The organism is Enterococcus sp. DIV0756, assembly GCF_051710745.1.
Classification (GTDB): Bacteria; Bacillota; Bacilli; order Lactobacillales; family Enterococcaceae; genus Enterococcus_A.
Map to the genome: position 1 here is coordinate 288,501 of NZ_JBIOLF010000001.1, position 19,280 is coordinate 307,780.

Sequence of the window (19,280 nt, forward strand, 5' to 3'; positions counted from 1 at the left end):
TTTTTGGAACGGTTTCATAAAAACATCTTAATAGTAATGATAGATTAGCTGTAATCGTTTTCAAGAAAAGTGTTGACAACTATAAAATGTCATGCGATACTTTTCATAAGTTCTAACAAGTGAAAAAAAGTTCATAAAAGGAGGAATTATTGTGGAGCTGTTACAAAATATCTTAAGTTCATTTGGTGCGGCTGTTGTTGTACCAGTGATGTTGTTCATTGTGGCATTGTTTTTGAAGGTAAAGCCTAAAAAAGCTTTCCAATCGGCATTGAACGCGGGGATCGGATTGACAGGGTTCAACTTGATCGTGAATTCATTTGTACCAATCGTGACACCGGTTATCAACAACATGGTCGAGCAGACGGGTGTGAAGCTGCCGGTATTTGACACAGGGTGGCAGGCGACTTCGGTCATTGCCTATTCGACACAGGTTGGTGTGGTTTTCTTAGTAGTAGGTTTGGTCTTGCAAGTGGCATTATTCTTATTAAAATGGACCGATGTATTTATGCCTAGTGACATGTGGAATAATTATTCTTTCATGGTTTGGGGCTCAATGATTTACTTAATCACTAGTAACATGGCGCTGGCAATGGCTTGTATGATCGTTCAGAACTTGTATGTTATGCTGCTAGGAGAAGTGATTGCTAAACGCTGGGCGAATTATTACAGCTTACCAGGAACGACTTTAACGGCACCGCATCACGTCACATCCGTGCCTTATGCAATTATCATGAATTGGATCTTAGACAAATTAGGCGCTGGAAAAATTAACTGGGACCCAGCAACATTGAAAAAGAAATTAGGTTTCTTAGGTGAACCAATCACATTGGGGCTATTTCTCGGCTTGCTGATCGGAATCATGGGGAATTTAAATAATTTGACATCATTAGATGGCTGGGGCAGTGTCTTTACGATGGGATTAGCAGTTTCCGCAGTTATGGCGATCTTCCCGCGGGTCGCGAGTATCTTTGCATCGGCATTTACCAGCTTAACAAATGCCAGTAAGAAAACCGCGAAAGGTAGCGGAAAGAACCGTGAATGGATGCTCTCTGTTAATGATGCGGTTGGTTATGGTGAACCAGCAACCTTGATGACAGGGCTGATTCTGATTCCAATCATGGTATTGTTGGCAATGGTCTTACCAGGAAATGAAACGTTGCCGCTAGTTGATTTGATCGCATTGCCATACATGGTAGAAATGATTATTTGTGTATCGAAGGGAAATATTTTTAAAGGCGTGATCTCAGGGATCATTTGGTTTACGATTGGGTTATATGTATGTACGTTAACGGCGCCATACTTTACTGAAGTGGCTGCGCAAGTTGGTGTGAATATTCCAGAAGGGGCTATGATGATTACCAGCTTTGGGATTTTATACAATCCGGTGATGGCTTTGATCTTCTTAGCGTTCTTGTCAGGAAACTTTTTATGGATGGGAATCGTTGTCGTACTTTATCTAGTAATGTATGTTCTATTCAAGAAAAACAAACAGGCTGTTTGGAGCTTCTTGGAAGGTGAAAAACCAGATACGCCAAAAGAAAAGGTGGTTGCATGAAGGCGCTAGTCAAAACAGAACCTGGCTACAACAAGATGGAATTGTTAGAAATTGAGACACCTGTACCTAAAGATCAGGAGGTCTTAGTCAAAGTCATTTATACGGGGATTTGCGGAACAGATATTCATGGATTTAAAGGGGAGTATGATCGTTTAAAAACACCGCTAGTTTTAGGTCATGAGTTTTCTGGTGTAGTAGAAGCGGTCGGCGAAAATGTAACGAAAGTCCAAAAAGGAGCATTCGTCACTAGTGAAACAACCTTTGATACCTGTGGTGAATGTGAGTCTTGTCAAAACAAGGAATACAATCTTTGCTTGAATCGTAAAGGCTTAGGCAGTCAAGTAAACGGCAGTTTTGCTGAGTATGTACTGACACGTGAAGAAAGTGTCCACGTATTAGATGAGACGATCAGTTTATTGGCAGCTTCGATCACCGAACCGATTGCCTGTGGTGTTCATGCTAGTATGGAAAAAGCCCAAGTCAAAAAAGATGAGGTGGCAGTGATTGTTGGACCTGGTCCGATTGGGTTATGTTTAAGTCAGGTATTAAAAAGTGTAGGGGCTAAAGTTATCGTTGTAGGAATTACTCAAGATGCTGAACGGTTAAAAACAGCGAAAGAATTAGGTGCTGATCGCGTAATTGATTCATTGACAGAAGATGCAGTGGCAATTATTAAAGCGTTCACCAACGGCAAAGGTGCTGATTACTGCTTTGAATGTTCTGGAGCGGCACCGGCGATAAAAGCGATTTTCGATTATTTGAAGCAAAAGGGAACCTTAGTGCAAATGGGTGTTTTTGGCAAAAATTTAAATGAATTGGATATGAATTCGATCGTCCAGCGTGAAATGAATGTTATCGGCTCGCGGTCGCAAAAACCTTCCACTTGGCATTTGACCTTAGATCTGATGAAACAGGGAAAAATCGATGCGGAACGCTTGATTACAAAAATTTACCCATTAGAGCAATGGGAAGAAGCGATCGAACAAGTGATGGCTGGCAATGAAATCAAGGTTGTTCTACAGCCGAATAAACAATAAAGTGAGGGTTTGCGATGGAAGAAAAAAATCTGGTTGAAAGAAATTGTATTTTACTTAATCAAGATGTTCACTCATTTGAAGAGGTCATCCAATTGATTGGGGCAGAATTTGAGAAGGCGGAAATAGTGAAACCGTCTTACGTGGAGGCGGTTGTTGCCAGGGAAAAAGTATTTCCCACTGGTTTAGCCGCAGATGGGCATAATATCGCGATTCCTCATACAGATCCAGAACATGTTTTGCGTCCGGGAATGGGTGTCGTGGTTACCAAGGAACCAATTGAAGTATCAATGATGGGCAGCCCTGATATTAAGCTGCAAAGCAAGATCTTTTTTCCATTAGCGATGGAACATCCGAAGAAACAATTAGACTTGTTACGGCAATTAATGAATGTTTTTAAAACGAAGGAAGATTTAGATGCGATCAGTTCTGCGACAACGCCAGAGGAAGTTTTAGCGGTAACTAGTAAAATTAAATTCTAAAAAGCACCATTTCGTGAAAGCGTTATACTATAATGGAGAAAAGAGTTTAGAAGAGAAATGGATTAGGAGGTTTAGAGATGTCAGAGATCAAAGTGTTATCGGTATGTGGATCGGGCACGGTTAGTTCTGCCATGGTAGGTGAACGAATCGTGGAATTGTTAGAAGAACATGGTTATGAAGTGGAAATTCAGGAAGTTAATCCGGGAATGGTTAAAGGAGCAGTCGCTAACGGCGATATTGACTTGATTGCGTTTACTAGTCCGATCGACCCTGCAGATGCAGAAGGAATTCCGCAAATCAATTCGGTGGGGTTATTAACTGGCTTAGATGAAGAAACATTTTTAGATGCAGCATTAGCAGCCTTAAAAGAGATGGGAAAATAATACGTTAAAAGGCTGGATGAAGTATCCAGCCTTTTTTTGAAAGGAGCTTCTGATGATTTTAGTTGCTTTAGACCTTGATGGAACAGTGCTGGATTCCAGCGGAAGACTGACAGAAACTGTTGCTGCTGCTATTCGTCAGAGAGCGAAAAGTGAAAAGTATACATTCGCTTTTTGTTCCGGTCGTCCGCTATCTGGCGTCATGCCTCATGCGCAAGCGACGGGGATAGCGGATGATTACCATGTTCTGGCAAACGGCGCCGTGGTTCAAAGCGGCAATGGTCATACGCTGGTAGAGGAGTTGCTTGATTTTTCTGCCTATCGCGAACTGACAGCTTATTGCAAGGAATATGGGTTAACGTGTGTGGCGGTCAATGATCATGGAGCAATCACAGCCTTTCCTTCGATCAACCTTGGAACCTTGGAGTTTTGTTTTTTGACGAATAATCATTTGAGGGTTTGTCCAATCGAAGAATGCGATCCAACTGAAAAATATTCTAAATTGCTTATTTGTGACAACCCCGATATAATAAAACAGAACAAAAGACGAGTAGAACAACGTTTTTCGAAACATTATACCTGTGTGGAAGGGTATCCCACCATGATCGAGTTTGGAAAGAAAAATGTCAATAAAGGCAGCTCCTTAGCTAAGTTGGCTGATTATTATGGCCTTTCAGACAGCGAAGTGTTTGTCGTAGGTGATAATGGTAACGACCTCTCCTCATTTGAACGCTTTTCGCAATCAATCGCGATGGGAAATGCCACAAATGAATTAAAACAGGCGGCTAGATGGCATTGTCCGACGAATGATGAAGACGGTGTTGTTGCGGCTTTAGAAATGATTGACGATTTTATTACATAAAACGTACGGATTCTGATCCAGTATTTGAACTAGGAGGATAATATGGCGAATGATATTTCTACATTATTAAAAGTAGCAGAAATGTACTACTTAGATAGGATGAACCAAAACGATATTGCGAAAATAATTGGGGTATCACGTCCATCCATTTCCAGAATGCTGGAAGAAGCACGGGAAAAACAAATTGTCAAAATTTCAATTGAAGCACCATTCGAACGCAACAATGCGTTGATGGCAAAATTAAAAGAAAAGTTTGATCTTTTGGAAGTCATTGTGGTAAAAAGCTTGGGAGATTATGAATTCAATCTCGACAATGTCGGGAAAGCCTCAGCTGATTATATCAACGGTGTTTTAGCTGATGACACCTTGTTAGGAATCTCTTGGGGACGAACGGTTGAAAAAATGGTCAAACACTTTCCAGATCATGAGTTGAAGAATGTCCATGTGGTCCAGCTGACCGGAAGTTTAGGACCAAATCGAACCGTAATGGATGGAAATGAGCTGGTTTTTCGCTTGGCTCAAAAATTGGATGGTCGCCATGAATTCTTTAATGCACCAGCTTTCGTCAACTCACGTAAGCTGCAGGAAGAATTATTGGCCCAGCCGCAAATTGATTTGAATATTTCATTAGGGCGTAAGATCGATGTTGCCTTCAGTGGGATTGGGAACATTGAAACCACGCGTAATACGCTGGTTTCCTCTGGTATCCTTGATAATCGCGATCTAAACGATCTTCTGGCTGAAGGTGCTGTGGGAACGATGATCGGTCGGGCTTTTGATGTCGAAGGAAAAGAAATCCAGTACCGCAATCAATTTCCGATTTCCAGTGGGCTAGATTCTTTACGGCTGTCTCCAATCAGTATCGGAGCAGTGTGCTCAAAAAAACGTGCCACGGCAACATTAGGTGCAATCAATGGCAAGTTGATCAATGTGTTAATCTGTGACGAAGAAGTTGCGCAGGAATTATTAAATAGCTAGCAGGTTTGTTTTTGAACAATGGAATAGCAAAAATCCTCTTTCTTAAAAAGGAAGAGGATTTTTTCGTTTTAGAAAGTTTGCTAAATAAAAGCTTTACAACTGATAAATGTGCCTGCTTGATTTATTTACGATGGTAATGTCGCCTTTGTCATAGCGATGTCGTGTTTGAGAATACTCAAAGGGCTGATCGTTCTCCAGATAGACTGTTTGCTCGATTTCTAAGACAGGATCGTCTGATTGACAGTGGAGATGTTCGATGTCATATTGATCAGGTTTATCCGCTTTGATTCGGCGATGCGATTGACCAAATGTTAAATGCAGATCCTCTTGGATATACCGATAGATTGAACCTTTCAGAATCTCTTCAGTAATTCCAGGAATCAACAATACAGGCATTACCGTATATTCAATCGCTAAAGGTTCATCATCAAGCATGCGAAGGCGAATGATATCATAGATAGGCTCGTTTTTACCGATCTTCAGCTTTTCTTGATCCTTTTCGCTGGGAAAGGTCACGCCGAAAGAAATGATTTTGCTGTTCAGATTACCCAGATGTCCGAGCTTTTTCGTCATGCCGCCATAGATGCTGGCATCATAATCATAGACAGATTCTGGACCTTTTACATACGACCCCGACCCTTGTCTACCTTCGATCAACCCCTCGATCTGAAGACTTTTCAAGGCTTTTTGAATGGTGACACGGCTGGTGCTGTAGTGTTTCGCTAATTCTGCTTGATTTGGTAATCTAGCTCCTTTGGGATACACGCCATCAATGATCTGCTTTCTTAAATCTATTGCGATGTCTTGGTAGAAGGCCATTTTTTTCTCCTTTAACGCTAAAAAATAATTTGATAATACTGAGGTTTACAAATTTGCTTAGGGAAATAAACTTGAGTTTACAAATTTAAAATACTGTATTAGATTGGCAATGTAATCGATTACTGAAAGGTATGTTTCACTTGGTTTGATAATAATAATTTGTAGGTTGTAAGAAGAGTATATCATAGTTGAAAACTAAAAAATCAGAATCAGTCACGAGGAGGAGTATTATGGAAAATGGCTTTATGGGAAAACTGACAGAGGTTCTTGGGAATTTTGCGACGAAGGTCAACTCCCTTCGCTACATTATGGTGATTAAGAATGCTTTTGCTTCCTTGATCCCGGTTATTATTACGGGAGCGTTTGGAACTTTGTTCTCAGCGATGGTGTTCGACAATGAAAATGGGTTAGCAAGAATCAAGGCATTGGGCTTCTTGGCAGAATTGAAACCGATATCATCTACTGTGAGCTATGTCACCTTGAGCTTCCTTACGATTTATGCAGTCTTTCTGATTGGGATCGAGTTAGCGAAGTTGAACAATGTGAAGGGAATCTTCCCGGGAATCATCGCGGTGATGAGTTATCTATCCGTCAATCCGTTCATTTATGAGTTTGTAAATGCTGATAACATTACTGTAATAGCCGAAAACGTCTTAGCGAAACAATATACAGATACCAAAGGATTATTCCTTGGAATGTTCGTCGCGATTGCTTCGATTGAACTTTATTGCTGGTTGGGATGGCAGGATCGTCTGAAATTGAAGATGCCGGATACCGTTCCTACTAACGTATCGGAAAGCTTCTCTGCATTATTTCCAACCATATTGACAGTATCTATCATTGCAACGACAGGTTTTGTGATTAAAGCAGCGACTGGAATGTATGCCTATGACATTATTTATAATATTGTTCAACGGCCGTTAGAAGGAATCGTTCAAGGATTACCAGGAATCTTGCTGTTGATGTTTATCGCGCAAGTGTTCTGGGTGATCGGAATTCACGGCAATCAAATGGTGAAGCCAGTACGCGAGCCGTTATTGCTGGCCGCCATCGCTGTTAATACTGAGGCCTTTGAAGCGGGGAAAGAGATTCCTAATATTATTACAATGCCCTTTTGGGATATGTATATGAGCATGGGTGGCTCAGGTGTGACGATCGGTTTATTAATCGCGATTTTTCTTGTCAGTAAGCGAGACGACATGCGAGAAATCACTAAGTTGTCCTTAGCGCCAGGGCTTTTCAATATCAATGAGCCAGTGATATTCGGAATGCCTATCATGCTTAATCCAATTCTGGCTATTCCATTTATTGCAACACCTTTGATTACTGGGACAATCGGTTACGTGGCGACTTCACTAGGTTTTGCGGCAAAAGCAGTCGTGATGGTTCCTTGGCCGATGCCGCCGATCGTAAATGCTTACCTTGCGACAGCAGGCGATATCGGTGCAGTGATCACCCAGATCATTTGTATTATTGTTTCCATCTTGATCTATTTACCGTTTGTAAAAATTTCGAACAAAACAATGGTAGAAAAGACTTAATACTCGAACACAGAAGGTTCGCAAAAAAAGGGAAGAGGCAGTCAGATAAGAGTTAAAGTTCAAGGAATCTGCCATTAGACGGCACAAAGAATGAATTCCTTAATATAAACTAGGAGGCAACTAATGGAAATTTCAATACCGAAAGATTTTGTGATTGGAGCAGCGTCGTCTGCTTGGCAAACAGAAGGCTGGCAAGGGAAAAAGGCGGGTCAAGATTCTTTCATTGATAGCTGGTATAAAAACGAACGATTTGTTTGGCATGAAGGCTATGGTCCAGCGGTAGCGACCAATTTTATGGAGAATTATGAAAAAGATATCACCTTAATGAAGGAGATCCATTTGACTCATTATCGAACTTCCATCAACTGGGCCCGCTTTTTTACAGACTATGAAAAGTTGATCGTGGATGAGGAATACGCCGCACACATAGATAAAGTTATTGATCGCCAAATTGAAGCAGGCGTAGAACCGATGATTTGCTTAGAGCATTACGAAGTGCCGGAATACTTGATGAACACCTATGACGGCTGGTCCTCTAAGCATGTTCTGGAACTGTATGTCCAATACGCTCAAATTGCTTTTGAACGGTATGGTGATCGCGTGAAAAACTGGTTCACTTTTAATGAACCGATCGTCGTCCAGACAAGATGTTATTTGGATGCTGTTCGCTGGCCTCATGAGCAGAATACGAAGAAATGGATGCTGTGGAATTATCACAAAGCTTTAGCGACGGCTAGAGCGGTAGAAATCTACCATCGTACACAAAAAGGTGGAAGAATCGGCTGTATTCTAAATCCTGAAATGGTCTATCCAAGATCTAGCTCTGCTGAAGATGTTCAAGCAGCAAAAATGTATGATTTATTCTTCAATCGTGTGTTTTTTGAACCGATGATTAATGGTGAGTACTCTGAAGAGCTGATTCAAGTATGTAAGAAGCATGATATTTATTTTAATCCAACCGCTGAGGAGCTTGAAATTATCAAAAATCATCCTGTAGATTTTCTTGGGATCAATCAATATTATCCAAAGCGTGTCCGTGCACCAAGGTATGCCTGGAATGATCAGACACCATTCCATCCGGAAGCCTATTATGAAGGTTTTGATCTTCCTGGAAAACAAATGAACAGTTCTCGAGGTTGGGAAATCTATCCAGAAATTATGTACGACATGTCAATGTATCTAAAAAATAATTACCGAGCGATCCCTTGGTTGATTACAGAAAATGGCATGGGGCGTGAGCAAGAAGAGTTATATAAAAATGATGATGGGATCGTTGAAGATGACTATCGCATTGATTTCATTGCTAAGCATCTTTATCAATTATTACGAGGAATTGAGGATGGGTCGACCTGTGAGGGGTATATGCTTTGGGCGTTTACTGATTGTGTTTCACCGATGAATGCTTTCAAAAACCGTTACGGACTAGTTCGTGTTGAATTAGATGAACAACGCACGCGATCATTGAAGAAATCCGCCTATTGGTATCGTTCGTTAGTGGATAAACGGAAACTCGTCATCAAAGATGAAAAAGTATTCAAATAAGAAAAAATCCTCCAATCATTATTAAAGATTGGAGGATTATCTGTTTTCAAAAACTATCTGCTTGTCTTTGTGGCTGGATCGAGTCTACGCTCGACAATCCCTAAGATCCAGTCGGTCAGAATGGCCATTAAAGCGGTTGGCAACGCACCCGCTAAAATGATGGCGGTGCCGTCTGTCGCGTTGGTTCCACGTATGATGATATCGCCAAGACCGCCAGCTCCGACGAAGACACCGATGGCAGTGATTCCGATCGCTACAACTAAAGCGTTTCGAATCCCGGCCATGATGACTGAGACAGACAATGGAAGTTCGATCATATAGAGTCGCTGCCAGTTAGTCATTCCCATCCCTTTTCCGACATCCAACGCATTTTTATCAACTTGCCGCATGCCCGTGTAGGTGTTTTTAATAATCGGAAGCAGGGAGTATAAGAATACAGTCAAAATGACAACGTTGACGCCTAAGCCCATCCCGATCATTAAAACAGAGATCATCGCTAAGGATGGGATTGTTTGGATGACATTGGCTAAACGGATGACCCAGTTTGCTAACTTTGTGTGACGAGCGATAAAGATGCCAAGAGGAATCCCAACAATCGCCGCAAAAATGACTCCATATATCGAGATTAAGAAGTGGCGTACAAATTGGGCGAAAATAATACTGCCATTCGTTTGGTAATATTGAATGAATTGTTGAAAGGTATTTAGATTTTCCATTACGCTCACTTCCCTTCGAAATAGTTATGTTCTTTTAGAAAATCCTCTGCAACGATTTGTGGTTCCACGAGATCGTTATCTGCACGGTAGTTAAGTTTCTGCATTTCCTCGGTAGAGATTTTACCTGCCAAACGTTCCAATGCATCCTTGACCTCAGGATCAGATTTCAAGAGTTTATTGGAAACAATCGGAGCCGCATCGTAAGGTGGGAAGAAGCGTAGGTCGTCTTCTAACATTACGAGGTCATAACTAGCAATTCGTCCATCTGTTGAATATCCTAGAACGATATCCATTTTTTTCGCAGACAAGGCATCATAAACAAGACTTACTTGCATTGGTAAAATTGAAGAAAACTCAAAACCGTATGCTTTTTTAAAACCTTCATAGCCATCGCCTTTACGCGTGATCCACGAAGTATCAACACCTGCTTTTAATTCGCCAGCGACGCGTTTCAGATCACTGACTTTTTTTAGGTTGTATTTTTTCGCCGTGTCCTTTCGAACGAGAAAAACATAGGTATTGTCAAAGCCGTATGATGGTAACCAAGTTTGATCATAACGTTTTTCAAATTCATCATGGACGATCGTAAAGGCTTTTTTTGGATCTTTTTCCGCAGGCAACTGCAAGATCGAAGAGAGATCCGTTCCTGTATAACGTGCGGAAGAGATCGAGGCATCGTCTTTCAACATGGCCTGATGATTGATCATGTTGGTCGCCAGATTATTAATCACGGTCGTTTGTTTGTCTGTGTAATGTTCTACCATTCCGGCTGTAATGCTTCCTAGAATCTGCATTTCTGAAGTGATTCCACCAGTAATCGCGATAGTGTCCTTGTCGTCATTGGAGGCTAGACCTGGAAAAGAACAGCTACTTAAAAATAGTAGTGAAAGTCCGAGTAGAACAAATATCTTTATTTTTTTCACGGGTTAGTCCTCCTTCCTTAGAGCTGCTGGAGTCATACGATCTTCCAATAGTCCCAAGAGTAGATCGACGATTAAGGCCATTAAGATGACGGGAACCGTTCCAGCGATAATTAAAGGTGGCTGGAAGTTGTTTAAACCACTGAAAATCAGATCACCTAAACCACCAGCCCCGATATAAGAAGCAAGGGTAGCCCATGCGATGACATAGACAGCAGCTAAGCGAATTCCTGCCATGATCGTAGGAACTGCGATTGGCAACTCAACAGTAAAAATAGATTGCAGGTTAGTCATTCCCATCCCTTTAGCAACATCGCGATAGTTGCGATCGACATTCTTCATGCCAAGAAAGGTGTTTCTTAAAATCGGCAACAGTGAATAGATAAAGAGTGCAATGATTGCCGGCAATTTTCCTACACCAAAGAATGGAATCATCAGTGCTAGCAAAGCAAGTGAGGGCACGGTTTGCAACACACTGGCGATACCGATCACTAAGCTTGATATTTTTGGCAGACGGGTCAAAACGATTCCTAATGGAACAGCGACTAAGATTCCCAGACCTAATGCGATGGCCGAGATGTATAAATGTTCAGCGCTTTTTGTCAGCATTTGCCCACCATATTCATTGATGAATGCTTGCATAATTACGCCTCCTCGCTAGTGATGTTTTCAGCCGCATCTCCGAAAGTATCTTCCTCGCCCCATAGGACATCATAGATAATATCCACCAACGAAACTCTCGTTAAGATACCCACAAGGTGATTGCCTTCGTCGACAACGGGCACATATTTTACACCGCGTTTCAGAATCCGCTGAAGGCTGTCTCTGACTAAAGCTTTTTCTTTTACATAGAATACTTTTGGATTGATGATATCTCCAATACTTGTTGCTTTTCCTCGACGGCGTTCGCGATCAATCGTTTCAACATCTACAAACCCCTTCAACACATTGTCTTCATCAACGATTAATAGCGTATCCACTCGTTTTTCCCGCATCAAGCGAATCGCATTCTGCAAACTTTTTTCCGGCGTGATAGAAACAGCCGTGTGCATCATAATCTCACCAACCGTTGTGGTATCAGGTTTGGCTTGTAACAGACGATCTTCACCAAGAAGTTCTTCGACAAATTCATTGGCTGGATGCTGCAGAATATTTTCTGGTGTATCAAACTGGATCACTTTTCCGTTATCCATGATGGCGATTCGATTGGACAGTTTCAACGCTTCATCCATGTCATGAGTAACGAAGACAATCGTTTTACCCAAACGCTCTTGCAGATCTTTCACAAGATCCTGCAACGAGTCGCGAGTGATCGGATCTAAGGCTCCGAAGGGTTCATCCATCAAAATGACATCCTGATCCGCTGCAAGCGCACGAACAACCCCGATCCGTTGTTGTTGTCCACCAGATAGTTCGTGGGGGTAACGATCCAACATGTCACGTGGCAGTTCCACTAAATCAATCATTTTTTCCGCTGTCTTGTTTTGTTCTTCTTTATCCACCTTCAACAACCGTTGTACAAGTGTGATATTGTCACGAATTGTCATATGGGGCATTAATCCAATGTTTTGAATCACATACCCAATCTGACGCCGCAATTCAACTGGATTTTTCTTTTGAATATCCTCCCCGTTGATTCTGATTGTTCCCTTTGTTGGATCAATCATGCGGTTGATCATTCGCATCGTTGTTGTCTTTCCGCTACCACTGGTTCCAATCAAACAGATAAATTCTCCCTTGTCGAAAGAAAGGTTGACGTCTTCCACAGCTACTTTGTTTCCATTGTATATTTTAGAAACGTGGTCAAATTCAATCATCTTCTTTGCTCCTTTTTCATAGTTGTAAATCTTCCATTTTTCACTTTTTTTTCGGTCAATAGTTTTTGTTAGGACTCAGATGAGAACACCGAAAAATATCATTTAAATGTAAAGAAATGAACATACTTATAATTTTAGTATGCAACAAGTAGCGTTTAAAAACAAATTGTCCGCTCGTTTTTGGTCAAAAAAAAGCAATTTGAACCGATTTCAGCGAATGAAAAATAACGTTTTTTGAAACTGTGATTTAAGTGGCTTTAACTCTATATGGTGAATAGTAGAAAGAATAAAAAACACTTTCTTCTCGCTTACCAGAAATTTCTGCAAATTCGACTCCTTTTTCTAGTTTTATCGCGAGCTGGAAAACAGCGCGGTACTTTTCATTCAGAATGTCCCATGATAGAATAGCGGAGGAAAAGAGGAGAAGCTATGTTAACCACAGAAGATTTTGATTTTGATTTACCAGAAGAATTAATTGCCCAGACCCCTCTAGAAAAACGAGACAGTTCACGATTATTAGTGTTAGATCGGGAAACGGGTCAAATTCAGGATAAACATTTTGATGAAATCATTGAGGAATTGAATTCTGGAGATGCCTTAGTAATGAATGATACACGAGTATTGCCTGCTCGTTTATATGGAGAAAAGCCAGAAACCGGAGGTCATCTAGAAGTCTTGTTGTTGAACAATACACAAGGAGACGAATGGGAAACGTTGATCAAACCAGCACGGCGTGCGAAGGTTGGCACGCAGATCGTCTTTGGTGATGGTCGTTTACGGGCAGAAGTGAAGAAAGAATTGGAGCATGGCGGTCGAATCGTAGAATTTTCTTATGAAGGAATCTTTCTAGAAAATCTAGAATCACTTGGTGAGATGCCTTTACCGCCATACATCAAGGAGCGCTTAGAAGATCCTGAACGGTACCAAACGGTTTATGCAAAGGAAAATGGATCGGCCGCTGCACCAACGGCTGGCCTGCATTTTACACCAGAATTGCTAGAAAAGATCGCAAAAAAAGGGGTAAAACTCGTATATCTAACGTTGCATGTTGGACTAGGAACTTTCCGTCCAGTCAGCGTAGACAATATCGCCGAACATCAAATGCACAGTGAATTTTATCGTCTAACAGAAGAGGCGGCGGCGCAATTAAATGACGTTCGTACTAGTGGTGGGAAAATCGTTGCAGTCGGGACAACTTCGATCCGTACATTAGAAACAATCGGAACGAAATTTAATGGTGAGATCAAAGCGGATAGTGGCTGGACAGATATTTTCATTACTCCGGGATATGAGTTTAAGGTTGTTGAAGCCTTCTCGACCAATTTCCATTTACCAAAATCAACATTAGTGATGCTGGTGAGTGCGTTTGCTGGTCGTGAGAAAACGTTAGCAGCATATCATCATGCCATTGAAGCGCGGTACCGTTTCTTTAGCTTTGGTGACGCGATGTTTGTAAAATAGAACACTCACAAGAAAGGCGCTAGATGAAAGCAGACATCTAGCGCCTTATTTTTTTAGTGAATTAATCATTTATCTAACCTGCTAAAGCAGAAAAAAAACGGACAGCTATCTCGTAGTGAGGAACTCATTTTTCGAAACCCATGAAAAATAAGTTTTATCCTCGCCACGCCTACGATTCGACTAAAGCGTCCAACATTTTTATCGTCTAAAACTTCATCATAGCGGATATTGATGATCGATGCTGCTAAAAGTCGAACGCGCAGCTAGCTCAGAGTCAAGGTATCATTTTTCTAACCTGCTAAAGCAGGAAGAAAAACGGACAGCTATCTCGTAGTGAGGAACTCATTTTTCGAAACCCATGAAAAATAAGTTTTATCCTCGCCACGCCTACGATTCGACTAAAGTGTTCAACATTTTTATCGTCTAAAACTTCATCATAACGGATATTGATAATAGATACTGCTAAAAGTCGAACGCGCAAAAAAAGCCAGGCTCTCGATAAGCCTGGCTCTTAGAATTTCGGAAGGATTAAATCATTCGAATTTTATATTACTTTATTGATACATGTAAAGTATTACATGAATTTCTTGACTATAAACATAAATATTTGTTTTTACTACGTTTTCACTTTTATTCAGTTTTAAGAAACTTTATCTTATTTACGTATCTTTTTACTTGTGTGTTTGATGTACTACTCAACCTCTGATACGCATTCACTATTTATAAAAGAAATACTTCACACGTACATTTTTGACAACTTTTCGGTGAATCTTGTATTACTAACAATTTTATTGTTTACTTTTTTCTACTTACCTATCGAGAAATCCTTCGAATGATTTAAGTTCCTCCTTCCTTGTATCTATAATATAGCACAAGTCACCTAAATATGGAAGCGATTACACTTGGTTATTTTGAATAATTTATTTTGTTACTTTTTGAAGGTTTTTCAAGGTGTATGCTTTGAGTTAGGAATCTTTTCTGTGTTATAGTAATAATATAAGTTGCATTTTTATAACATAAGGAGGAATAGGATGGAACCCTACAAAGAGACAGTGGATACTGTGATTAATGAATATAATGCTGATTTAGATAATGGGTTAGCAGAGAAAGATGTCGAAGAAAGTATTAAAAATAACGGTAAAAACAAGTTTGAAGAAGCGCCGAAGGAACCACTAGCTAAAAAGTTTTTCCATAGCTTAACCGATTTTACGACAATTATTTTGTTGGTGGCTGCAGTCATTTCTTTATATACAGCCATTGCTACGGATCATGGCGACTATTTTGAAAGTTTTCTGATTATTGCGATCGTTGTTATCAATTCCGTTTTAGCAATCGTACAAGAAGGCAATGCAGAAAAAGCATTATCTGCTCTACAGGATATGAATAAGCAGACGGCAACTGTCATCCGAGATGGTAAGCAAGAAGAAATTGATGCGGAAGATTTGGTGCCAGGAGATACCTTATTACTAGAATCAGGTTCGATGATTACAGCGGATGCGCGAATTGCAGAAGCCTCACAATTACGAGTGGAAGAATCGGCTTTGACTGGTGAAAGTGAACCTGTGATGAAAGATCCGGAATATCAAGGGGAAGAAGACGATTCATTAGGTGATCGTTTGAATATGCTTTATAAAGGATCAACAGTAGTAAAAGGTCGCGGAAAAGCAATTGTTACTGCGACTGGCATGAAAACTGAGATGGGGAAAATCGCTGGCCTTTTAAATAGTGATGAAACTCAAAAAACACCTCTGCAAAAACGATTAAATCAATTAGGCAAACGGATCAGTTTGATCGCTTTGGCAGCTGCGGCTTTTGTGTTTTTCATTGGTGAGATGCAAGGCGAACCGATGTTAGATATGTTTATTACGGCAATATCATTAGCGGTTGCGGCTGTTCCAGAAACATTGACCGTTATCGTGACCTTAACCTTAGCGTTTGGTGTACAGAAGATGGCTCAGAAAAATGCGATTATTCGTCGATTGCCTGCAGTAGAAACGCTTGGCTCAGCCAACGTCATTTGTTCAGATAAAACAGGGACTTTAACGCAAAATAAAATGCGTGTACGCCGTGTTTGGACGCATGGTGATTCTGTTGTAGATACTGAAGAAGGTATGACGGAAGAGGCGATGGAGGTACTGAGTATCGCAGCCTTATGTACCGATGTGATCGTAGAAAATGAGGACAATGAACTAGAAATCAAAGGGAACCCAACGGAAGCGGCGATCGTTCGTGCCGTGGAAGAAAATTATCATACGAAAGCTGAACTGGAAGAAAAATATCCGCGAATCGGGGAAATCCCCTTTGACTCAGATCGAAAGATGATGACGACTGTACATAAGCGCGGGAAGAAATTTATTTCCATTACGAAAGGCGCTTTCGACGTTTTATATCCGAAATTTCATTACGGGGATGTGGACCAAGCAGCAATCGTCAATGACCGCTTCGGGAAAAAGGCACTGCGGGTTATTGCCGTAGGGTACGCAATTCACGAAGAAGAACCGAAAGAAATTACTTCGGAAGCTTTAGAGAAAAATCTACGTCTGATGGGATTAATCGGAATGATTGATCCACCACGTCCAGAATCAAAAGCGGCAATCGCCCGTGCGAAAAAAGCCGGAATTAAAACGGTTATGATCACAGGAGATCATGTCGTGACTGCTGGAGCAATCGCAAAAGAATTAGGGATTATGAAAAGCCGTAAGGAAGCAATTTCTGGGGCTCAATTACAAAAACTGACCGATGAAGAGCTGGATGGTCGTGTGAAAGACTTGTCTGTATACGCTCGTGTTACCCCAGAGGACAAGATCAGGATCGTTAAATCTTGGCAACGAACTGGGGCGGTAGTAGCAATGACTGGTGATGGTGTTAATGATGCACCTGCATTGAAAGCCAGTGATGTTGGCTGTGCGATGGGAATCACAGGAACAGACGTAGCCAAAGGTGCAGCCGATATGGTCTTGACCGACGATAATTTTGCAACGATCGTTGATGCGGTCGCTCGCGGACGGTCTGTCTATCAAGGCATTCGCAAAGCAATCAATTTCCTATTGAGCTGTAATATTTCGGAGATTTTTATTGTTGTTATTGCGATGCTGTTAGGTTGGGGCGCACCATTTACAGCCGTTCAGCTATTATTTGTAAACGTAGTTGCAGATGGCTTACCAGGCTTTGCACTAGGTAGAGAGCCAGCAGAAGCTGGGATCATGGATGAAAAGCCGATTCCTCGCGATGAAGGCATTTTTGCCCGCGGACTTTGGAAGAAAATTGGTTTAAATGCCGCGGTCTTTACAGTAGTAACATTGATCGGGTTTTATATTGGAGCCTTCGTAGAGCACATCAGCTACTTTACGCCTCCAAGTCTAGAAGTTGGTCAAACAGTGGCATTCTTAGTGTTGGCATTCTCGTCGATCCTGCATGTCTTTAATGTACGCAGTAGTAAATCGATTTTTAAAGTAGATTTGGCAACCAATAAATCATTGGCCCAAATGGCTTGGTTGGCACTTGGAATCACTACGGCAATTGCCTTGATTCCGCAAACACAAGAATTATTCTACTTAGTTCCAATTAGTATGAATCATTGGATCATCGCGATCCTGCTTTCGATCGTACCGATCGTTGTGACTGAGCTGATCAAGTTCCACAAAGCACCAGAGGTAGACCCAGAAAATATTTAAAAACTTAACCTATGGTGTTTGTGAACATCATAGGTTTTTTTAACATTAAAGGAAATATAACATTTTAAGCGGTCAAAGGATTGATACATCAATCTTTTGACCGCTTTTCATCTGGTCTTTTTCCTATTAAACTAGAGAGATGAAACCCAATATTTTACACGCCATTTTCTTTGATGAATATCAGAACTGGGAGAAGTTCAATCAAAAGTACCCGAGAAGGATTCGATCCGTTGTGAAAAGAGAAGTGAAGAAGTTTCGCGATTGTGGCGACCTTAAAAAAGGTTACCGCCTATTTGTCTGTGAAGGATGCCATGATGTAAAGAAAGTGGCTTTTCGTTGTAAAGGGAAATTTTGTCCAACTTGTGCAACTGGGGAAAGTCAAAGGTGGGCAGAAGTTGCGGCGAATGATCTGTATACAGTGACGTATCGACACATCATTTTTACGATTAATGAAGGTTTGCGCGAGATTTTTCTGAAGGAGAAGTATCGTAAGAGCTTTCAAAGAGATTAATGGATGAAGCTGCACGAATACTATTAGATTTTTTTTAAAAGCATTGTATAAAAGCTGGGGTTGTGGCTAATGAAAGTAAATATAAAAATAAATGTCCAAAAGCTGATAGAATTAGCTTTTGAGCTTTTTTATTTGATCCTATTGATATTAGATACAATGATAGCGCCAACAACAGATTGGACTCAACCGACACTTCAATGTGTAGCAGGTTTGGAAGAACCTTCTTATGACAAATGTCATAAATAATCATGACGAATCCCTCTTAAACGCTGATCAATACTTCGATAAACTTGGTTTGTAAATAAAGAACGAGGGAGTTAGCTAAATGAATAAACTAGTTGATGTAAAAAATATGAGTATTACTTTTAAACGAAAACAAGCACTAGAAGCAGTCGATTGCTATTTAGAACAAGGAGAAGTAGTTGGCTTAGTTGGTCCAAATGGTGCCGGAAAGACGACATTAATGAAAGCTATAGTTGGGTTTATTCCTATAAGTAAAGGTGGAATTCAGAAAGCAAGAGACATATCAATCGAAGTTTTGATTGAAAAGCCTGGGCTATATCCTTTTTTATCAGGCTTGGATCATCTGCAACTATTTGTTGAGGATCAGAAAACAACAGAGATTGATCGCGTAATTTCACTACTGAACATGAATGAATTCATTGGGAAAAAGACTAAAGAGTATTCGTTAGGAATGAAGCAACGGTTAGGGATTGCGCTGGCTCTATTGAATCGACCACAGGTTGTCATTTTAGATGAGCCGATGAATGGACTGGATCCATATTCAGTCAAGTTGCTGAAAGAGGCCATTACAACTTATAGAAAAATCGGAACAACCTTTCTAATTTCGAGCCATATACTTAGTGAGTTGGAGCAATTAGTTGATCGTGTCCTACTGTTAAAAGCAGGTAGAGTGATAGAAAACATAGAACACCCCGAGTTGCTAGAGAATTTCGAAGATGATTTATTAGCCAAATTAACCTAAGGA

At 40.8% G+C, this 19,280-nt stretch carries 17 protein-coding genes and 1 pseudogene; 13 read left to right on the plus strand and 5 right to left on the minus strand.

What is annotated here, in order from left to right; all coding sequences use genetic code 11:
- The first annotated feature begins 151 nt into the window (after positions 1–151).
- The 6 genes from IGI44_RS01435 to IGI44_RS01460 all read left to right on the plus strand — a co-directional run bounded on the left by IGI44_RS01435 (position 152) and on the right by IGI44_RS01460 (position 5,291).
- A complete protein-coding gene (locus tag IGI44_RS01435) occupies positions 152–1,555 on the plus strand; it encodes a PTS galactitol transporter subunit IIC (RefSeq protein WP_438785960.1) in 1,404 nt (467 codons plus the stop codon).
- Entirely contained in the window at positions 1,552–2,592 is a 1,041-nt protein-coding gene (locus IGI44_RS01440; RefSeq protein WP_438785961.1) for a zinc-dependent alcohol dehydrogenase, read from the plus strand. Before IGI44_RS01435 ends, IGI44_RS01440 begins: the two co-directional genes overlap by 4 nt.
- Positions 2,593–2,606: 14 nt before the next feature.
- Positions 2,607–3,071, plus strand: a complete 465-nt coding sequence (locus tag IGI44_RS01445; protein ID WP_438785962.1) for a PTS sugar transporter subunit IIA — start codon at positions 2,607–2,609, stop codon at positions 3,069–3,071.
- A 77-nt stretch (positions 3,072–3,148) separates the two neighbouring features.
- The gene (locus IGI44_RS01450) at positions 3,149–3,454 is read left to right on the plus strand and encodes a PTS sugar transporter subunit IIB (protein ID WP_438785963.1); all 306 of its coding nucleotides are present in this window, start codon (positions 3,149–3,151) and stop codon (positions 3,452–3,454) included.
- 52 nt (positions 3,455–3,506) lie between these two features.
- Positions 3,507–4,313, plus strand: a complete 807-nt coding sequence (locus IGI44_RS01455) for a Cof-type HAD-IIB family hydrolase (RefSeq protein ID WP_438785964.1) — start codon at positions 3,507–3,509, stop codon at positions 4,311–4,313.
- Between the two features lie 42 nt (positions 4,314–4,355).
- A complete protein-coding gene (locus IGI44_RS01460) occupies positions 4,356–5,291 on the plus strand; it encodes a sugar-binding transcriptional regulator (RefSeq protein WP_438785965.1) in 936 nt (311 codons plus the stop codon).
- Positions 5,292–5,384: 93 nt separating this feature from the next.
- On the opposite strand, the gene IGI44_RS01465 is transcribed toward IGI44_RS01460, so the two are convergent.
- Positions 5,385–6,110 (minus strand): GntR family transcriptional regulator, encoded by a 726-nt coding sequence (locus IGI44_RS01465; RefSeq protein ID WP_438785966.1) that lies wholly within the window; start codon positions 6,108–6,110, stop codon positions 5,385–5,387.
- A 230-nt stretch (positions 6,111–6,340) separates the two neighbouring features.
- Between IGI44_RS01465 and IGI44_RS01470 the strand changes: the two genes are divergently transcribed.
- Complete coding sequence (locus IGI44_RS01470) at positions 6,341–7,651, plus strand: PTS sugar transporter subunit IIC (protein WP_438785967.1); 1,311 nt, start codon at positions 6,341–6,343, stop codon at positions 7,649–7,651.
- 123 nt (positions 7,652–7,774) lie between these two features.
- A complete protein-coding gene (locus tag IGI44_RS01475; RefSeq protein WP_438785968.1) occupies positions 7,775–9,193 on the plus strand; it encodes a glycoside hydrolase family 1 protein in 1,419 nt (472 codons plus the stop codon).
- A gap of 53 nt (positions 9,194–9,246) precedes the next feature.
- Here the strand turns inward: IGI44_RS01475 and IGI44_RS01480 are convergent, their stop codons facing one another.
- Genes IGI44_RS01480 through IGI44_RS01495 form a run of 4 tightly spaced genes read right to left on the minus strand, consistent with a single transcriptional unit; the run spans position 9,247 to position 12,646 of the window.
- Positions 9,247–9,909, minus strand: a complete 663-nt coding sequence (locus tag IGI44_RS01480; RefSeq protein WP_438785969.1) for an ABC transporter permease — start codon at positions 9,907–9,909, stop codon at positions 9,247–9,249.
- 5 nt (positions 9,910–9,914) lie between these two features.
- Positions 9,915–10,832: an osmoprotectant ABC transporter substrate-binding protein gene (locus IGI44_RS01485; protein ID WP_438785970.1), complete on the minus strand. Its 918-nt coding sequence runs from the start codon at positions 10,830–10,832 to the stop codon at positions 9,915–9,917.
- 3 nt (positions 10,833–10,835) lie between these two features.
- Entirely contained in the window at positions 10,836–11,471 is a 636-nt protein-coding gene (locus IGI44_RS01490) for an ABC transporter permease (RefSeq protein ID WP_438785971.1), read from the minus strand.
- Between the two features lie 2 nt (positions 11,472–11,473).
- Complete coding sequence (locus IGI44_RS01495; RefSeq protein ID WP_438785972.1) at positions 11,474–12,646, minus strand: betaine/proline/choline family ABC transporter ATP-binding protein; 1,173 nt, start codon at positions 12,644–12,646, stop codon at positions 11,474–11,476.
- Positions 12,647–13,075: 429 nt separating this feature from the next.
- Here IGI44_RS01495 and queA point away from each other — a divergent pair, with 429 nt between their 5' ends.
- From queA to IGI44_RS01520, 5 genes and pseudogenes are all read left to right on the plus strand, one after another.
- Entirely contained in the window at positions 13,076–14,107 is a 1,032-nt protein-coding gene (queA, locus tag IGI44_RS01500; RefSeq protein WP_438785973.1) for a tRNA preQ1(34) S-adenosylmethionine ribosyltransferase-isomerase QueA, read from the plus strand.
- A 1,031-nt stretch (positions 14,108–15,138) separates the two neighbouring features.
- On the plus strand, positions 15,139–17,781 hold the full coding sequence (locus tag IGI44_RS01505; protein ID WP_438785974.1) for a cation-translocating P-type ATPase: 2,643 nt from the start codon (positions 15,139–15,141) through the stop codon (positions 17,779–17,781).
- A 139-nt stretch (positions 17,782–17,920) separates the two neighbouring features.
- Positions 17,921–18,327: pseudogene (locus IGI44_RS01510) on the plus strand (transposase zinc-binding domain-containing protein); the annotation flags it as partial.
- Between the two features lie 34 nt (positions 18,328–18,361).
- On the plus strand, positions 18,362–18,538 hold the full coding sequence (locus IGI44_RS01515) for a hypothetical protein (RefSeq protein ID WP_438785975.1): 177 nt from the start codon (positions 18,362–18,364) through the stop codon (positions 18,536–18,538).
- Positions 18,539–18,617: 79 nt separating this feature from the next.
- Positions 18,618–19,277, plus strand: a complete 660-nt coding sequence (locus IGI44_RS01520) for an ABC transporter ATP-binding protein (RefSeq protein WP_438785976.1) — start codon at positions 18,618–18,620, stop codon at positions 19,275–19,277.
- The last annotated feature ends 3 nt before the right edge of the window (positions 19,278–19,280 follow it).

Excerpts from the sequence above, each read along its gene's own strand:
- IGI44_RS01505 (WP_438785974.1), top strand. The coding sequence starts at position 15,139 with ATGGAACCCTACAAAGAGACAGTGGATACTGTGATTAATGAATATAAT.
- IGI44_RS01480 (WP_438785969.1), bottom strand. The coding sequence starts at position 9,909 with ATGGAAAATCTAAATACCTTTCAACAATTCATTCAATATTACCAAACG.
- IGI44_RS01445 (WP_438785962.1), top strand. The coding sequence starts at position 2,607 with ATGGAAGAAAAAAATCTGGTTGAAAGAAATTGTATTTTACTTAATCAA.
- IGI44_RS01460 (WP_438785965.1), top strand. The coding sequence starts at position 4,356 with ATGGCGAATGATATTTCTACATTATTAAAAGTAGCAGAAATGTACTAC.
- IGI44_RS01455 (WP_438785964.1), top strand. The coding sequence starts at position 3,507 with ATGATTTTAGTTGCTTTAGACCTTGATGGAACAGTGCTGGATTCCAGC.
- IGI44_RS01495 (WP_438785972.1), bottom strand. The coding sequence starts at position 12,646 with ATGATTGAATTTGACCACGTTTCTAAAATATACAATGGAAACAAAGTA.
- IGI44_RS01470 (WP_438785967.1), top strand. The coding sequence starts at position 6,341 with ATGGAAAATGGCTTTATGGGAAAACTGACAGAGGTTCTTGGGAATTTT.
- IGI44_RS01490 (WP_438785971.1), bottom strand. The coding sequence starts at position 11,471 with ATGCAAGCATTCATCAATGAATATGGTGGGCAAATGCTGACAAAAAGC.
- IGI44_RS01440 (WP_438785961.1), top strand. The coding sequence starts at position 1,552 with ATGAAGGCGCTAGTCAAAACAGAACCTGGCTACAACAAGATGGAATTG.
- queA (WP_438785973.1), top strand. The coding sequence starts at position 13,076 with ATGTTAACCACAGAAGATTTTGATTTTGATTTACCAGAAGAATTAATT.
- IGI44_RS01475 (WP_438785968.1), top strand. The coding sequence starts at position 7,775 with ATGGAAATTTCAATACCGAAAGATTTTGTGATTGGAGCAGCGTCGTCT.
- IGI44_RS01465 (WP_438785966.1), bottom strand. The coding sequence starts at position 6,110 with ATGGCCTTCTACCAAGACATCGCAATAGATTTAAGAAAGCAGATCATT.
- IGI44_RS01515 (WP_438785975.1), top strand. The coding sequence starts at position 18,362 with ATGAAAGTAAATATAAAAATAAATGTCCAAAAGCTGATAGAATTAGCT.
- IGI44_RS01450 (WP_438785963.1), top strand. The coding sequence starts at position 3,149 with ATGTCAGAGATCAAAGTGTTATCGGTATGTGGATCGGGCACGGTTAGT.
- IGI44_RS01520 (WP_438785976.1), top strand. The coding sequence starts at position 18,618 with ATGAATAAACTAGTTGATGTAAAAAATATGAGTATTACTTTTAAACGA.